16 protein-coding genes are annotated in these 16,377 nt (G+C 66.8%); 14 read left to right on the top strand and 2 right to left on the bottom strand.

Features of this window, described 5'->3' with window-relative positions:
• Window positions 1-62 precede the first annotated feature (62 nt).
• From HZ321_RS06905 to HZ321_RS06880, 6 genes are read left to right on the top strand one after another with little or no spacing between them, the layout of a single operon-like run.
• The gene (locus HZ321_RS06905; RefSeq protein WP_181701444.1) at window positions 63-887 is read left to right on the top strand and encodes an ABC transporter ATP-binding protein; all 825 of its coding nucleotides are present in this window, start codon (window positions 63-65) and stop codon (window positions 885-887) included.
• The gene (locus HZ321_RS06900; RefSeq protein WP_181701443.1) at window positions 884-1,738 is read left to right on the top strand and encodes an ABC transporter permease; all 855 of its coding nucleotides are present in this window, start codon (window positions 884-886) and stop codon (window positions 1,736-1,738) included. Before HZ321_RS06905 ends, HZ321_RS06900 begins: the two co-directional genes overlap by 4 nt.
• A 4-nt stretch (window positions 1,739-1,742) precedes the next feature.
• Window positions 1,743-3,107, top strand: a complete 1,365-nt coding sequence (locus HZ321_RS06895) for a cytosine deaminase (protein WP_181701442.1) — start codon at window positions 1,743-1,745, stop codon at window positions 3,105-3,107.
• Window positions 3,104-4,525, top strand: coding sequence for an FAD-binding oxidoreductase (locus tag HZ321_RS06890; protein ID WP_181701441.1), 1,422 nt, complete (start codon window positions 3,104-3,106; stop codon window positions 4,523-4,525). Before HZ321_RS06895 ends, HZ321_RS06890 begins: the two co-directional genes overlap by 4 nt.
• Before the next feature lie 46 nt (window positions 4,526-4,571).
• The gene (locus HZ321_RS06885) at window positions 4,572-5,150 is read left to right on the top strand and encodes an NAD(P)H-dependent oxidoreductase (RefSeq protein ID WP_181701440.1); all 579 of its coding nucleotides are present in this window, start codon (window positions 4,572-4,574) and stop codon (window positions 5,148-5,150) included.
• A gap of 28 nt (window positions 5,151-5,178) precedes the next feature.
• On the top strand, window positions 5,179-5,769 hold the full coding sequence (locus HZ321_RS06880; RefSeq protein ID WP_181701439.1) for an NAD(P)H-dependent oxidoreductase: 591 nt from the start codon (window positions 5,179-5,181) through the stop codon (window positions 5,767-5,769).
• Window positions 5,770-5,779: 10 nt separating this feature from the next.
• Here HZ321_RS06880 and HZ321_RS06875 read toward each other — a convergent pair whose 3' ends face one another.
• Window positions 5,780-6,802 (bottom strand): ROK family protein, encoded by a 1,023-nt coding sequence (locus HZ321_RS06875; protein WP_181701438.1) that lies wholly within the window; start codon window positions 6,800-6,802, stop codon window positions 5,780-5,782.
• Window positions 6,803-6,833: 31 nt separating this feature from the next.
• Entirely contained in the window at window positions 6,834-7,244 is a 411-nt protein-coding gene (locus HZ321_RS06870; protein WP_181701437.1) for a methylglyoxal synthase, read from the bottom strand.
• Window positions 7,245-7,572: 328 nt separating this feature from the next.
• Between HZ321_RS06870 and HZ321_RS06865 the strand changes: the two genes are divergently transcribed.
• The 8 genes from HZ321_RS06865 to HZ321_RS06830 all read left to right on the top strand — a co-directional run bounded on the left by HZ321_RS06865 (window position 7,573) and on the right by HZ321_RS06830 (window position 16,363).
• Window positions 7,573-8,568 carry a BMP family lipoprotein gene (locus HZ321_RS06865; RefSeq protein ID WP_425305376.1) on the top strand — a complete coding sequence of 332 codons (996 nt, stop codon included), beginning with the start codon at window positions 7,573-7,575 and terminating at the stop codon, window positions 8,566-8,568.
• A gap of 322 nt (window positions 8,569-8,890) precedes the next feature.
• Window positions 8,891-10,408, top strand: a complete 1,518-nt coding sequence (locus HZ321_RS06860; protein WP_181701436.1) for an ABC transporter ATP-binding protein — start codon at window positions 8,891-8,893, stop codon at window positions 10,406-10,408.
• Between the two features lie 7 nt (window positions 10,409-10,415).
• Window positions 10,416-11,543: an ABC transporter permease gene (locus HZ321_RS06855; protein ID WP_181701435.1), complete on the top strand. Its 1,128-nt coding sequence runs from the start codon at window positions 10,416-10,418 to the stop codon at window positions 11,541-11,543.
• Between the two features lie 12 nt (window positions 11,544-11,555).
• Entirely contained in the window at window positions 11,556-12,536 is a 981-nt protein-coding gene (locus HZ321_RS06850) for an ABC transporter permease (protein ID WP_181701434.1), read from the top strand.
• Window positions 12,537-12,547: 11 nt separating this feature from the next.
• Entirely contained in the window at window positions 12,548-12,970 is a 423-nt protein-coding gene (cdd, locus tag HZ321_RS06845; protein ID WP_181701433.1) for a cytidine deaminase, read from the top strand.
• A complete protein-coding gene (locus HZ321_RS06840; protein ID WP_181701432.1) occupies window positions 12,967-13,767 on the top strand; it encodes a purine-nucleoside phosphorylase in 801 nt (266 codons plus the stop codon). The genes cdd and HZ321_RS06840 overlap by 4 nt, the downstream gene beginning before the upstream one ends.
• Before the next feature lie 38 nt (window positions 13,768-13,805).
• On the top strand, window positions 13,806-15,119 hold the full coding sequence (gene deoA / locus HZ321_RS06835) for a thymidine phosphorylase (protein WP_181701431.1): 1,314 nt from the start codon (window positions 13,806-13,808) through the stop codon (window positions 15,117-15,119).
• A complete protein-coding gene (locus HZ321_RS06830; protein WP_181701430.1) occupies window positions 15,116-16,363 on the top strand; it encodes a phosphopentomutase in 1,248 nt (415 codons plus the stop codon). Before deoA ends, HZ321_RS06830 begins: the two co-directional genes overlap by 4 nt.
• Window positions 16,364-16,377: the final 14 nt, after the last annotated feature.

The raw sequence follows: 16,377 nt of genomic DNA, 5'->3' as shown, positions 1-16,377 counted from the left end.
ACGGCCGGGCCCCGTGTCCATGCGTAACGGAAGGGCGGCCAGGGCCGCCGAGGTAATCATCGATGTCGTCCAGTGCGAACACGGCCACGGCGGACACCCTCCCGACGTCGCCGACGGTGGTGCGCCTTGCGGGCGTGAACAAGACCTTCTCAAACGGGACCCTGGCGCTCTCCGGCCTGGATCTCGACGTGCACGAGGGCGAGTTCCTGAGCCTGCTCGGCCCATCCGGGTGCGGCAAGTCCACGGCGCTCAGGATCATCGCAGGGCTGGGTCAGCCGTCCTCCGGGTCGATCGAGTGGCCGCGGACGATGCATGATGCGACAGGCAGTCCGGAACGGTCGATCGGCTTCGTGTTCCAGGAGCCGACGCTCATGCCCTGGGCGGACGTGTTCCACAACGTCTGGCTGCCGCTTCGACTGAAAGGGCAGTCGAAGGCCTCGGTCCGCGCCAGCGTGATGGAGGCGCTCGATCTGGTCGGGCTCGCGAGCTTCGCGAAGGCCTACCCGCGCGAACTCTCCGGCGGCATGAAGATGCGGGTGTCGATCGCGCGCGCGCTGGTCACCCGGCCGCAGCTGCTCCTGATGGACGAGCCGTTCGCGGCGCTGGACGAGATCACGCGATTCAAGCTCAACAACGACATCCTGCGGCTGAAGGCGCAGCTCGGGTGGACGGTGGTGTTCGTGACCCACTCGGTCTACGAGAGCGTCTACCTGTCCAGCCGGATCGTGGTCATGGCTGCCCGGCCGGGGCGGGTGGTGCGGACGGTGACGGTGGACGGGCCGACGGTCCGCGACGAGGATTTCCGGACGTCGGACACCTACAACGCGACCTGCCGGACGGTTTCGGAGGCGCTGCACTCCGCGATGGGTGCGGGAGACCACCTTTGAGCACGCCATCATCGACGCCCGACACCGGAGGCACGCCGTCGGACCCGCCCTATGACCGCGCGCGGCGCCGGGAACTCATCCTGCGGGTGGCGGTGCCCCTCGTGATCCTGGTCGCCGTGCTGCTGCTGTGGGACTGGTACGTGCGGGCCTACGACGTGAAGCCCTACATCCTGCCCGGACCTGGGCTGGTGGCGAGCACCCTGGTCAAGGACTGGGGCACCCTGTCCAGCGCCCTCGTCGTGACCGTCCGCATCACCTTTACGGCCTTGTTCCTGGCCGTGGTCGGCGGGTCGCTGCTGGCGATCCTGATGACGCAATCGAAAATCTTCGAGCTGGCGCTGTTTCCCTACGCGGTGATCCTGCAGGTGACGCCGATCGTCGCGATCGCGCCGCTGATCATCATCTATGCGCCGAGCACCCAGTCGGCGGTGCTGCTCTGCGCCTTCATCGTCACGTTTTTTCCGATCCTGTCCAACACGGTGGCGGGGCTGAAGTCGGTCGACCACAACCTCCTCAACCTGTTCGAGCTCTATGGCGCCAGCCGCTGGCAGACGCTGTTTCTGCTCAAGATTCCGGCCGCGCAGCCCTATTTCTTCGCCGGCCTTCGCATCGGCGGAGGACTGGCCCTGATCGCGGCGGTGGTGGCGGAGTTCGCAGCCGGATCCGCAGGGGCAGGCTCGGGGCTCGCCTTTCGAATCCTGGAGAGCCAGTACCGGCTCAACATATCGCGACTGTTCGCCGGCCTGATCATGCTGTCGGCAACGGGCGTGGTGATCTATTGGCTGGCGAGCCTCGTCTCCTACCTGGCGCTGCGCCGGTGGCACGAGAGCGCGCTCAACCGGGAGAATTGAGGACATGGCCGATGTATCGGGCCTGCTTGAGCGCATCGCAGGTTCGCACCAGCGCTATCTGATCGCTAACGCCACCGTTCCGGTGGCGCTGGTCGACGGCGCGCCGCTCTCGGGAGACGTCGACGGTCTGGCGCGGGTGGATATCCTGGTCGAAGCCGGGCGGGTTGCGAGCGTCACCTCGGCCGGGGGCGCAGACGAAGGGGCCGACCGGCTGGAACTCGACCGCGGCATGGTGCTGCCGCTGTTCGTCGACATGCACACACACCTGGACAAGGGGCACATCTGGCCGCGGCGGCGAAATCCCGACGGACGCTTCATGAGCGCCCTGCTCTCGGTGAAGGCCGATCGCGAGGCGGCATGGACGGCGGAGGACGTCCGGCGACGAATGGATTTCTCCCTTCGCACCGCCTACGCGCACGGCACCCGAGCGATCCGCACGCACCTCGACAGCATCCCGCCGCAGCACGAAATCTCCTGGCCGGTGTTCCGCGAGACACGGGATGCCTGGGCCGGGCGCATCGACCTGCAGGCCGTTTCCCTGGTCGGGCCGGACACGATGATGGAGCCCGCCACGCTCGACGTGCTCGCCCGGACGGTCAAGGCGGCCGGCGGCAGCCTGGGCGGTGCGATCGGCACCTTCCCGACCGCCCGGGAGGCGGTGTTCAACGTGGTGCGGGCGGCGCAGCGGCATGGGCTCGACATCGATCTGCACCTCGACGAGACCGAGGATCCGAACTCGACGTCCCTCCGTTTTCTGGCGGAAGCCATCATCGAACTCGGCTTCGAAGGGCGGGCGATCGCCGGCCACTGCTGCTCACTCGCCCGGCAGGGTCCTGAGGCGATCGACTGGACGCTCGATCTCGTAGCCAGGGCGGGCATCGCGATCGTCAGCCTGCCGATGTGCAACATGTTCCTGCAGGATCGTCACCTGGCACTGGACGACGAAGCCACGGAGGGACCGCGGCGGACGCCGCGCTGGCGCGGGGTGACGCTGATCCACGAGATGAAGGCACGCGGGATCCCGGTGGCGGTCGCGTCCGACAACACGCGCGACCCGTTCTACGCCTACGGCGACCTCGACGGCCTGGAGGTGCTGCGGGAGGCGGTGCGAATCCTCCATTTCGATCACCCCATCGGGGACTGGCCGGGCGTGATGACGCGCTTTGCGGCCGACATCATCGGGCTGCCCGCGCGCGGCCGGATCGCGCCCGGCCTCCCGGCCGATCTCGCCCTGTTTCGTGGCCGGACCTGGACCGAGCTGTTCTCGCGTCCGCAGTCCGATCGGGTGATCCTCCGGGACGGCGCGGCCAGCAAGGCCGAGCCGCCCGACTACCGCGAACTCGACGACCTCTTCGGAGCCGAAGCATGACGACCGCCATCGAAGCCTTGAAGCGTGACCTCGAAGGGCTCTCCATCGAGGACAACCCGGCGATCGTGCGGCAGAAGAGCCGGGACTTCTACTGGTACTCGCCGATCCTGAAGCGTCAGCTCGACCACGTCACGGCGGACCTGATCGTGATGCCGAAAAGCGAGGCGGAGGTGGTGCGGGTGGTCAAGGCGGCCTTCGCCCACGGGGTGCCGATCACCACGCGCGGCGCCGGCACGGGAAATTACGGGCAGGCGATGCCGCTGTCCGGTGGAATCGTGCTGTCGCTCCTGGAGCTCGACAAGGTGAAGTCGATCAGACCCGGTGTGGTCGTCGCGGAAGCCGGCGCCATCCTGGAGAAGATCGACGGGGAGACCAAAACGCATTCGGGCCAGGAACTCCGGCTGCATCCGTCCACCTACCGCACGGCGACCATCGGAGGCTTCATCGCGGGCGGTTCGGGCGGAGTCGGATCGATCCGCTGGGGCGGGTTGCGCGACCTCGGCAATGTGATCCGCGTCCGGGTCGTCACCTGCGAGGCGGAGCCGCGGATCCTCGACCTCACCGGCGAGGACATCGCCAAGGTGAGCCACGCCTACGGGACCAACGGAATCATCACCGAGGTGGAGGTGCCGCTGGCGCCCGCCTACGACTGGGTGGACGTGCTCGTCGGCTTTGATGATTTCCTGGACGGAGCCGCCTTTGCGGACGCGCTCGGCAACGAGGACGGGATCCTCCTGAAGAACCTGGCGGTGATCGCGTCGCCGCTGCCGCACGACTATTTCCTGCGGCACCAGAAGTTCATACGCAAGGACCAGTCGGTGGTCGCGATCATGGTCGCACCCTTCGCCGTCGACGCGCTGATGGCCTTCACCGGGCGTTGGCGGAAGGGAAGCGTCCTCTACCGCTCAGACACGGCTTCCGCGGAAGAGCGCAAAGGTCTGCCGCCGGTCTACGAACTTGCCTGGAACCACACCACGCTGCGCGGGCTCCGGGTCGATCCAGGCATCACCTATCTCCAGGTGCTCTATCCCTTCCCGCACCAACTGGAGCGGCTCGCCGCGGTGACGCGGCTGTTCGGTGACGAGGTGCCTGGGCACCTGGAGTTCGTGCGCTTCGATGGCAAGATCACCTGCTTCGGGCTGCCGGTGGTGCGCTACACCACGGACGAGCGGCTGGAAGAGATCATGCGCCTCCACGAAGAAAACGGCTGCCCGATCTTCAACCCTCACCGCTACACGCTGGAGGAGGGCGGCATGAAGCAGACCGATGAGACCCAGCTCTCGTTCAAGCGCGAAGCCGATCCGAAGGGTCTCCTCAACCCCGGCAAGATGATCGCCTGGGAGGATCCGAGCTACGATTACAAGTCGGACAAGGTATTCCTGTTCAAGGGCCTGGAGCAGGCGGGGACGCAGGGATGACGGTCATCGGCGGGGCTATGCGCGCGATGCCGAGGCACGGGGCGGCATGAGAGTTCTCGTCATCCATGCCCACCCGGTCGCGTCGAGCTTCAACGGGGCGCTCCACCGGACGGTGGTGGATGCGCTGCGAGTGGCCGGGCATGCGGTGGACGACTGCGATCTCTATGCCGAAGGTTTCGACCCCGTGCTCAGCGAGGCCGAGCGACTGGCCTACCACGACATTCCCGCCAACCGTGGTCCGGTCCAGAACTACGTCGACAGGGTGATGGCGGCCGAGGCGCTCGTGCTGGTCCATCCGGTGTGGAACTTCGGGTTTCCGGCCATCCTGAAGGGCTTCTTCGACCGTGTGTTCCTGCCGGGCGTGTCCTTCCGCATGGAAGACGGCAAGGTGGTTCCGGCGCTGACGCATGTCCGTCGGATCGTGGCGGTGACGAGCTACGGCGGAACCCGGTGGCGAGCGATGCTGGCGGGCGATCCGCCCCGCCGGCTGGTGACGCGGGTGCTGCGCGTGACGGCCGGCATGGCCCCGGTGACCTATCTCGCCCACTACGACATGAACCGATCGACCGACCAATCCCGCGCGGCCTTCCTCGCCAAGGTGGAGCGGGTCATGAAAACCCTCTGAAGCAGCATCCCGGCGGAGCGCATCTATCTTGAAGGTACTCGTCGTCTATTGCCATCCTTGCGAGGAAAGCTACGTCAGCGCGGTGAAGTCATCCGTGATCTCGGGTCTTCAGGAAGGCGGGCACGAGATCAGGCTGATCGACCTCTATGCGGAAGACTTCCGGCCGCAGATGAATGCGGAGGAACGGCGCCGCTACCACGATCGTGGCGTCAACGTCGAAACGGTGTCGGAGCATGTGGACCGGGTGCTCTGGGCGGAGGGGATCGTCTTCGTCTACCCGACCTGGTGGTATGGTCTGCCGGCGATGCTGAAGGGGTGGATCGATCGGGTCCTGGTGCCGCACGTCGCCTTCACGATGCCCACCGAAGCGCAGGGGATCCGAGGCAAGCTGCGGAACATCCGCCGCATGGCGGTGGTCACGACCTGCGGAGCGTCGTGGCTGCTGTCCAAGTTCGTCGGAGAGCCCGGGCGGCGGACGCTGCTGCGCGGCGTGCGGTCGATCTGCCACCCGCTTTGTCGGACGAGCTATCTCGCCCTCTACAAGATGGACACCGTGAGCGCTGCCGCGCGCGGGGCTTATCTGGAGACGGTGCGGGCGCGGATGCGGAGCCTGCGCTGACGGCGGGCGCTCAGCGGATCCAGTGACGGCCGTCGAGTTGAACTCCAAACCGGGTCGGCGTGCGCGCGAAGCTGACGAGCCCGGCGAGGGCCGGCCGCTCGTGCACGACGATGGCGGTGGCCATCGACTTCATCAGCACCTCGTGCGGCCACTTGTCCTCAAAGGCACGACGGAAACCGCCGTTGTGGAGGACGTGGGCGATCCGGGGCGCGATCCCGCCGGCGAGGTAGACGCCGCCATGAGCCAGGAACGTAAGCGCCAGGCTGCCGGCAACACGACCGAGGTGGACGGCGAAGAGGTCGAGCGTCTCCACGGCCCGGGGATCGCCGGCTTCGGCCGCGGCCGTGATCTCGGCGGGGGAGGCATAGGTGGGCTCGACACCGTCGGTGATGGCGATCGCGCGATAAAGCCTGAGCATGCCGGAGCCGCAGACGATCGTCTCGCCGGACACGCGGTCGCCGTGGCGCTCGATGGCCGGCCAGATGGCCTGGTCCCGGGCGCTGACAGGGGCAAGATCGATGTGGCCGCCTTCGCCGGGGACCGGCACCCAGGTGTGGGAGGCATGCACGAGCCCGGCAGCGCCGAGACCGGTGCCCGGGCCGATTACCACCTTCGTGCCCTCGTCGGGAGGCAAGGCCCCGCCGACGGCGATCAGGTCCTTCGGCTCCAGCGAGGGAAGAGCGAGGGCGAGCGCCTCGAAGTCGTTGAAGAGGATCACGTGGTCGAGGTCGAACCGCTCGATAAGCGCGCGCGGCTCCACCACCCACGGACAGTTGGTGAGGGGTGTCCGCTCCTCCTGGATCGGGCCGGCGACGGCGAAGATCAGCGCCCTCGGGCGGACGGCCGTCCGGGCGATGACGGACTGCTCCAGGGCGTCTTCTACGGTCGCGAAGAGCCGGGTCTCCACCGTGGGGAAGTGGCGGAGCTCGGCATGGGCGTCCGACAGGATGGCGAAGCGCGCGTTGGTCCCGCCGATGTCGGCGAAGAGGACGGGGAAGGGAAGCGCCTGAAGGTCTACGTGCGGCCGGGGCATCGAAGCGTTCTCGTGTTCGCAATCTCGGGCGTCATGGAGCCGACCCGGCGACGGGCGACCCATCGCACAAGCCCGCCTTGATAAGATACTCGGCCGTCCGCCGGTTGAGAGCCATGGGAATGTCGTAGACGACCGCAAGGCGGGTGAGCGCCTTTACATCAACGTCATGAGGCAACGGGGAGAGCGGATCAATAAAGAAGACGAGGCCGTCCAGGCGGTTCTCCGCAATCATTGCGCCGATCTGCTGATCCCCGCCCAGCGGGCCGCTCTTGAAACGGTGGACGGAGAGTTCGGGGAGGGCTTCCTGGATCCGGCCTCCGGTGGTCCCGGTGGCGTAGAGGTCGCAGTGGAGGAAGCGCGCGACGTGAGCGCGTACGAAATCCACCATCTCGTCCTTCATCGCATCGTGCGCAATGAGCGCGAGCGCCGGCCTGCGTGCCATCCTCTCAATCCCTCCCGCCCCGGGGCGACTGGAGCCATTTATTTCGACTGCCGCATGAAACCGGTCCCCCTGCGCCTGCATAGCTCTTTTTTCGGCGCCGACAAAGGGGTGAATACCCGATCGGGCCTGGAGGGAGCGGGAAACAGCGCTCTGAACGGGTGTTTGCATTCCAAGCCGGTGCGATTTTCCCACATGGTAAAAAACCAAGAAAAATCCGGTGCGCGCAAAAAAAATCCGTGCTTAGGTAAGGCCCACGGGACGGCATCGGGCCCACCACGAGAGAACCTCGAACCGTCGCGATCAACCTTCCACAGGGGCGGAGCTTCTCATGCTGAAGAAATTGCTGGTTGCAGCCGTGGCCGTTTCGGTCCTTGCGGCGCCTGCGGTCGCCGCGGACGTCAAGCCGGCTGTCGTCTACGGAACGGGCGGCAAGTTCGACAAGTCTTTCAACGAGGCCGCGTACAACGGCGCCGAAAAGTTCAAGGCCGAGACCGGGATCGAGTATCGCGATTTCGAGCCGACCGGCGACACCCAGGGCGAGCAGGCGCTTCGTAATTTCGCCAGCCGCGGCTTCAACCCGGTGATCGGCGTCTCGTTCGCGTGGACTTCCGCGATCGAGAAGGTCGCGGCCGAGTTCCCGGACACCAAGTTCTACCTGATCGATTCCGTCGTGGAGAAGCCGAACGTCCAGTCGGTGGTGTTCAAGGAGCACGAGGGCTCCTACCTCGTCGGGTTGCTGGCCGGCATGGCCTCCCAGACCGGCAAGGTCGGCTTCGTCGGCGGCATGGACATTCCGCTGATCCGCAAGTTCGCCTGCGGCTACGCGCAAGGGGCCGCTGCCGCCAAAAGCGACATCCAGGTGTTCCAGAACATGACCGGGACGACCGGCGCGGCCTGGAACGATCCCGTCCGCGGCGGTGAACTGGCCAAGAGCCAGATCGACCAGGGCGCCGACGTGATCTACGCGGCTGCGGGCGCTACCGGCCTCGGCGTGCTGCAGACGGCGACCGACAACGGCAAGCTCTCGATCGGCGTCGACAGCAACCAGAACCACCTGCACCCGGGCAAGGTTCTGACCTCCATGATCAAGCGCGTGGATCTGGCGATCTACAACGCGATGATGGACGTCAAGAACGACAAGTTCGCGGGCGGTATCCAGGCGCTCGGCGTGGCCGAGGACGGTGTGGGCTGGGCGCTCGACGACAACAACAAGAGCCTGATCACCGCCGACATGCAGGCGGCCGTGGAGAAGGCCAAGGCCGACATCATCGCCGGCACCGTCAAGGTGCACGACTACATGTCGGACAACAGCTGCCCGAAGTGAGCTGAGAAGAGCCGGTCAAGGGCGTGGCGCGTGGCATCCCGCGACACGCCCTCATACCATCCGGCGAACGGACCCGGTCTCCCGGGGCGAAGTGAACCATCCCCGTGTGGCGCGAGAAGGCGGACCGGCATCGGTGATGCCGAACTCCCTTTAAGGCGTCGCCGGAAATTGCCGTGCCTACGATCCGCTCCGTGGCCGCCGATCATGTCCGCGACCGGGGGGCAGGCTTAGGGCTGGACCTGACCCATGCAGGTCGTCCTGGAGCCGGCTGCCGCATAGCTTTCAACGCATCCCAGTGCCCGCGTTCGATCGGAGCCAACCGTTGTCCCAGTCGACACCCGCCATCGAACTCATCGGCATCGACAAGCGCTTCGGCGCGGTGCATGCCAACAGGAACATCAACCTGACGGTCGCCAAGGGTTCGATCCACGGGATCATCGGGGAGAACGGCGCCGGCAAATCAACCCTGATGTCGATCCTCTACGGCTTCTACCATGCGGACGCGGGGGAGATCCGAGTGGACGGCAAGACGGTCACCATCAAGGACAGTCAGGCGGCCATCGGCGTCGGCATCGGCATGGTCCATCAGCATTTCATGCTGGTGGAGAACTTCACGGTGCTGGAGAACGTGGTGCTCGGCGCCGAGGGTGGGTTGCTGCTCGCCAAGGGCGTCTCGCGGGTTCGCAGCGCACTGAAGCAGCTTTCCGAGGACTACCAACTGGAGGTCGATCCTGACGCGGTGATCGAGGAACTGCCGGTGGGTCTGCAGCAGCGGGTGGAGATCCTCAAGGCGATGGTACGCGGCGCCGAGATCCTGATCCTGGACGAGCCGACAGGCGTGCTGACCCCGGCGGAAGCCGACCACCTGTTCAAGGTGCTGCGGGTGCTTCGCGACCAGGGAAAGACGATCATCCTGATCACCCACAAGCTGCGCGAGATCATGGCAATCACGGACACGGTCTCGGTGATGCGACGCGGCGAGATGGTCGCGACCCGCAAGACCGCGGAAACGACGGTCGAGGAACTGGCGGAACTGATGGTGGGGCGGCGAGTGCTCCTGCATGTGCAGAAGGGCGCCGCCCATCCCGGCGCGGTGGCGCTGTCGGTCAAGAACCTGACGGTTAAGGACAGCCGCGGCGTCACCATGGTCGACAACGTGTCCTTCGACGTGCGCGCCGGAGAGATCGTCGGGATCGCGGGGGTGGCCGGCAACGGGCAATCGGAGCTGCTGGAGGCGATCGCCGGCATCCGCAAGCCGGTGTCAGGGACGATCACCATCAACGGCCAGGAGGTCTCCACGCGCACGGATCCCGGGCTTCTGCGCGACCTTGGGCTCGCGCATATCCCGGAGGACCGGCACCACATGGGGCTGGTGCTGAAGTTCGAGGAGTACGAGAACTCGATCCTCGGCTACCACAAGGACGACAAGTATCTCTCCGGGCCGTTCCTCGACCTCGACGCCATCCAGGAGGATGCGAAGGCCAAGATCGAGAAATACGACATCCGTCCGCCGAATTGCCGGCTGAAGACGGCCAACTTCTCCGGCGGCAACCAGCAGAAGATCGTGGTCGCCCGCGAGATCGAGCGCGATCCCAAAGTCCTGATCATCGGCCAGCCGACGCGCGGCGTGGACATCGGTGCCATCGAGTTCATCCATCGCCGGATCGTGGAGATGCGGGACGCCGGCAAGGCCATCCTGCTGGTCTCTGTCGAGCTCGATGAGATCCGATCCCTGTCCGACCGAATCCTCGTCATGTTTGCCGGGCACGTGGTCGGCGAGAAGACGCCGGATACCGGCGAGCAAACCCTCGGCCTGATGATGGCCGGCATCGCAGCTTGAGGTCTCCATGAGCGCCCAGCCCGGACAGCTGCCACCCTTCGTCAACTACGGCGTGATGCCGCTGCTCAACCTCGTCGTCGCGTTCCTGATCTCCGGCATCGTGGTGTGGTTCATCGGGGAGAGCCCGGCAGAAGCCTTGCGGACGCTGCTGGAAGGGGCGGTCGGAACCGGCGAGGGAATCGGGTTCACGCTCTTCTACGCGACCAACTTCATCTTCACCGGGCTCAGCGTCGCGGTCGCCATCCACTGCGGGCTGTTCAACATCGGATCGGAAGGGCAGGCCTATATCGGCGGTCTCGGGGCGGCGCTTGTGGCGCTCACGCTGGGGGATGTGATGCCCTGGTATGTGACGGCTCCCTTCGCGGTGGTCGGAGCCGCTCTGTTCGGGGCGCTCTGGGCCCTGCTGCCCGCCTATCTGCAGGCTACCCGCGGCAGCCACATCGTGATCACGACGATCATGTTCAACTTCATCGCCGCCGCGCTGATGGTCTACCTGCTCGTCAACGTTCTGCGCGTGCCGACGGCGATGGCGCCGGAAACGCGGATCTTCGCCGAAGGCGGCCAGCTGCCCAAGCTCGGCTGGCTGCTTGCGCTGTTCGGCCTGAAGATCGGTGCCGCGCCGTTCAACGTCTCGTTCCTGATCGCGCTCGCCATGTGCGTTGTGGTCTGGGCGCTGATCTGGCGCACGCGGATCGGCTACGAGATCCGAACGACCGGCATCAACCCGACCGCCGCCACCTACGCCGGGATCAACTACACCCGGATGGTGGTGATCGCGATGCTGTTGTCCGGGGGGCTTGCCGGCATGATGGCACTGAACCCGGTGATGGGTGCCTCGGCGCGCCTGCAGGTCGAATTCGTGGGTGGAGCGGGCTTCGTGGGGATCGCGGTGGCGCTGATGGGGCGCAATCATCCGGTCGGGATCGTGCTCGCAGCGATCCTGTTCGGGGTGCTCTACCAGGGCGGCAACGAGCTGTCGTTCTGGATACCGACCATTTCGCGCGACATGATCGTGGTGATCCAGGGTCTCGTGATCCTGTTCGCCGGAGCGCTGGAATACATGTTCCGCCCGGCGCTGGCCCGGCTGTTTTCACGAACGCCCCGGTCCGGCGAACCGGCCGTTGCGAAGGCCTGAGGGAGTTCTGCCATGACGCTGACGGACTTCCTGCTCCTGCTTCGCGACTCGATCCCCGGCGGCGTGCGGCTGGCGATCCCGCTGATCTTCACAGCGCTCGCCGGGTTGTTCTCCGAGCGGTCCGGCATCTTCGACATCGGGCTGGAGGGCAAGATGCTGGCCTCGGCGTTCGCCGCGGCTTGCGTGGCCTTCGTATCCGGATCGCCCTGGCTCGGACTTGGCGCTGGCATTCTTACGTCGATGCTGATCAGCCTGTTGCACGGGTTCGCCTCGATTACCAACCGGGGCAACCAGATCGTCTCGGGCGTGGCGATCAACTTCATGGCGTCGGGGCTGACCGCCGTCCTCGGCCAGGCGTGGTTCGGGCAGGGCGGGCGCACGCCTCAGCTCGCCAACGAGGCCAGGTTCGAGCCATGGGAGTGGCCCGGACTGGAAGCGATGGACCAGATCCCCGTGCTCGGGTGGATCTACCGATTCATCATCTCGGGGCAGAATTCGCTCACCTACCTGGCGTTCCTGGCTGTACCGATCTCCTGGTGGGTGCTCTACCGGACCCGGTTCGGGCTGCGGCTGCGCGCGGTGGGCGAAAACCCGGCCGCGGTGGACACGGCCGGCATCTCGGTGACGTTCCTGCGCTACCGCGCGGTGCTCTGCGCGGGCTTCCTCTGCGGCTTTGCCGGGGCCTATCTGTCGATCGCGCAGTCGGCCGCCTTCATCAAGGAGATGTCGGCCGGCAAGGGCTATATCGCCTTGGCGGCGCTGATTTTCGCCAAGTGGAAGCCGGTTCCGGTGCTCGGCGCGTGCCTGCTGTTCGGCTATCTCGACAGTGTCGCCATTCGTCTCCAAGGCAAGTCGCTGCCGGGCGTCGGCGAGGTGCCGGTGCAGATCTTCCAGGCGCTGCCCTACATCCTGACGGTCGTGCTGCTGGCCGGCTTCATCGGTGTCGCCAACCCGCCGAAGGCTGGCGGCGTCGCCTATACCAAGGAACGGTGAGGACGGCCGCCATGTCTACCTTCGAGACCCTGTTCGCCGCCGCATCGGCCGCCCGCGAGAAGGCGCACGCGCCCTATTCGCGGTTCCATGTCGGAGCGGCGCTGCTGGACGAGAACGGCGTGGTGCACGCCGGATGCAACATCGAGAACGCCGCCTACCCGGAAGGGTGGTGCGCGGAGACGACTGCGATCGGCCACATGATCATGGGCGGCGGGCGCGCCATCCGGATGGCGGTGGTGGTCGCACCGCGGATCGACTTCGAACGGACCCCGGGCGGCCAGTTCTGTACGCCCTGCGGGGGATGCCGGCAGCGGCTGGCGGAGTTCGCGGCCGCGGACGTTCCGGTCTATGCCTGCGATCCGGAGGGAAGGAACGCGCTTTTCCTGATGCAGGACCTGTTGCCCGCGGGCTTTTCCCTGGAGACCGATCGATGACCGCCGCCGCCGACGTGATCCGGGCCCGCACTGTTGTGCGCCCATCTATCGGCCTCGTGCTCGGCTCGGGGCTCGGCGATTTCGCGGACCGCGTGGAAAAGGCCGAACGCTTTCCCTATTCCACGCTGCCCGGATATCCAGGGGCTACAGTCTCCAGCCACCGGGGCGAGCTCGTCGTGGGCGAGATCGCCGGGGTTGGGGTGATGGTGATGGCCGGGCGGGGCCACTATTACGAGCACGGCGACGCGGCCGTGATGCGGACGCCGATCGAGACCATGGCGGCACTCGGTTGCACGGCGGTGATCCTGACCAATGCGGCCGGCGGGCTGGAGCGGGAGACGCCGCCGGGCAACCTGATGCTGATCACCGACCACATCAATTTTGCCGGGACCAATCCGCTGTTCGGGGAACCGACGGACAAGCGGTTTGTGGGATTGAGCCAGGCCTACGACAGGGGTCTCATGGGCCACTTCCGTGCTGCGGCTGCGGCCGAGCAGGTTCCCCTCGCCGAAGGGGTCTACATGTGGTTCAACGGACCGTCTTTTGAAACGCCCGCCGAGATCCGAGCCGCACGGATCCTCGGGGCCAACGCGGTGGGCATGTCGACGGTGCCGGAAGTGATCCTCGCCCGCTTCTTCGGGCTGAAGGTGGCGGCCGTTTCGACGATCACCAACTACGCTGCGGGGATGAGCAACGTCGAACTCAGCCACGAGGACGTCAAGGAGATGGCGCCGCTCGGTGCGGAGAAACTGATGCGGATCCTGCCGCGCGTGATCTCGGCCTACGGGCGAGGTTGACGCCACGGAGCCGAAGACAACAAACGGGGATAACGCCCATGAGCTTCCTGCCGCAGGAGATCATCCGGCGCAAACGCGACGGGGCGGTGCTGGAGGCGGACGAGATCCGCTTCATGGTGGACGGCCTCACCAAGGGCAGTGTCACCGAAGGCCAGGTGGCGGCGTTCGCCATGGCCGTGTTCTTCGCCAAGATGACCCGCGACGAACGCGTGGCGCTGACGCTCGCGATGCGCGATTCCGGTACGGTGCTCGACTGGTCGCATCTGCCGGGCCCTGCGCTGGACAAACATTCCACCGGCGGGATCGGGGACACGGTTTCGCTGATGCTGGCGCCTGCGGTCGCCTCCTGCGGCGGCTACGTGCCGATGATCTCCGGACGCGGGCTCGGCCATACCGGTGGCACGCTGGACAAGCTCGACGCAGTGCCGGGGTACACCAGCCAGCCGGACAACGCGCTGTTCCGGGAAGTGGTGCGCCAGGTGGGTTGCGCGATCATCGGCCAGACGGCGGATCTCGCTCCGGCCGACAAGCGCGTCTATGCGATCCGGGACGTGACGGGCACGGTGGAGAGCATCGACCTAATCACGGCGTCGATCCTTTCCAAGAAGCTGGCGGCGGGGCTTCACGGGCTGGTGCTCGACGTGAAAACGGGGTCCGGCGCGTTCATGGCGACTCTTGAAGACAGCCGGGGGCTTGCGGAGAGCCTGGTATCCGTTTCCAACGGGGCCGGGCTGCCGACGGTCGGGCTGATCACCGACATGAACGAACCGCTGGGCACGGCTGCCGGCAACGCGCTCGAAATCCGCCTCGCGATCGATTTCCTGACCGGCTCCCGGATCGACCCGCGGCTGATGGACGTCACCGTCGAACTCGGCGCCGAGATGCTTGTGCTCGGCAAGCTCCGGAGCGACCTTGCTGCCGCGCGGTCGGCGATCCGCCAAGCCTTTTCCAGCGGGCGGGCTGCGGAAGTGTTCCAGCGCATGGTGGCCGCCCTCGGCGGTCCGATCGACCTCGTGGGGAAGCCGGAGAAGCATCTGGCGGCCGCGCCGGTCGTCCGCGCCGTCCACCCGGCAACAGCCGGAACCGTTTCAGCAATCGACACGCGGGCGATCGGCGTCGCGGTGGTCGGGCTCGGGGGCGGGCGCACGAGGGCGGCGGATCCGATCGATCCGTCGGTCGGCTTCTCCCTGCTGGCCGGTCTCGGCGAGACGGTGGACGGGGAGCGGCCGCTCGGAATGGTGCATGCCGCGAACGAGGGGGATGCCGAACGGGCAGCCGCGGCGCTGCAGGCCGCCTACCAGCTCGGCGCAGCCGGACACCGCGGACCGGTCGTCATCGAGCGTGTGACATGAGCGGAACTTCGTCCCCCGCACGCCGGGCCATCCTGGTCGTGCTCGACAGTTTCGGCATCGGCGGCGCGCCGGACGCGGATCGCTTCGGCGACGCGGGCGCGGACACGCTCGGCCATATCGCAGAAGCCTGTGCCGTCGGGAAGGCTGATGTGCCGGGGCTGCGGGCCGGGCTGTTGATGCTGCCCAACCTGGACCGGATGGGACTCGGACTTGCGGCCGAAGCCGCAACGGGCCGCCGCCCGCCAGGGCTGGACACCGACGGGGTGACCGGCCGTTATGCCGTCGCCGCCGAGGTCTCGAAGGGCAAGGACACGCCGTCCGGACACTGGGAGATCGCGGGCGTGCCCGTTCCTTTCGAGTGGGGCTACTTCCCGCACACGATCCCGGCGTTCCCGCGCGATCTCGTCGAGGCGTTCGTCCGGGAGAGCCGCGTCCCCGGCATTCTCGGCGAGAAGCATGCATCCGGGACGGAGATCATCGCCGAGTTCGGGGAGGAGCATGTCCGCTCGGGCAAGCCGATCCTCTACACCTCGGCGGATTCGGTGCTGCAGATCGCGGCTCACGAGGAGCATTTTGGGCTGGCGCGGCTCTACGCGGTCTGCGAGATCGCGAGGAAGCTTGTCGATCCACTCGGCATCGGCCGTGTCATCGCGCGGCCCTTCACGGGAGAGACGGCCTCGACCTTCACGCGAACGGCGAACCGGCGGGACTACGCGGTTCCGCCGCCGGAGCCGACACTGTTGACGCGGGTGGAGGCGGCCGGGCATCGGGTGATCGGCGTGGGCAAGATCGGCGACATCTTCGCCCACGTGAACGTCTCCGAGGTGCGCAAGGCCGCCGGCAACGACGCGCTGGTGGACGAGACGCTGAAGGCGATGGACGCGGCAGGAGCCGGAGACCTGATCTTCGTCAACCTGGTCGACTTCGACAGCAGCTACGGGCATCGCCGGGACGTCGCAGGCTATGCGGCGGCGCTGGAGCGGTTCGACGGGCGGCTTCCCGAGATCCTCGGCCGCATGCGCGACGGCGACCTCCTGGTGCTGACCGCCGACCATGGCTGCGATCCGACGTGGCGAGGCACCGATCACACGCGCGAGCGGGTTCCGGTCCTGATGACAGGGGCGGGTGTCGCACCCGGTTTCGCCGGCGTACGTTCCACGTTCGCCGACATCGGCGAGACGATCGCGGACTGGCTCGGCCTTCCTCCCGGCGCGCACGGCACGCCGATGCCACTCACCCGTTGAAGCGAGGCTGATCG

The sequence above is a fragment of the Chthonobacter albigriseus genome, from assembly GCF_013839445.1.
GTDB classification, from domain to species: domain Bacteria; phylum Pseudomonadota; class Alphaproteobacteria; order Rhizobiales; family Pleomorphomonadaceae; genus Chthonobacter; species Chthonobacter albigriseus.
This window is presented reverse-complemented; position numbering and strand designations above follow the sequence as displayed.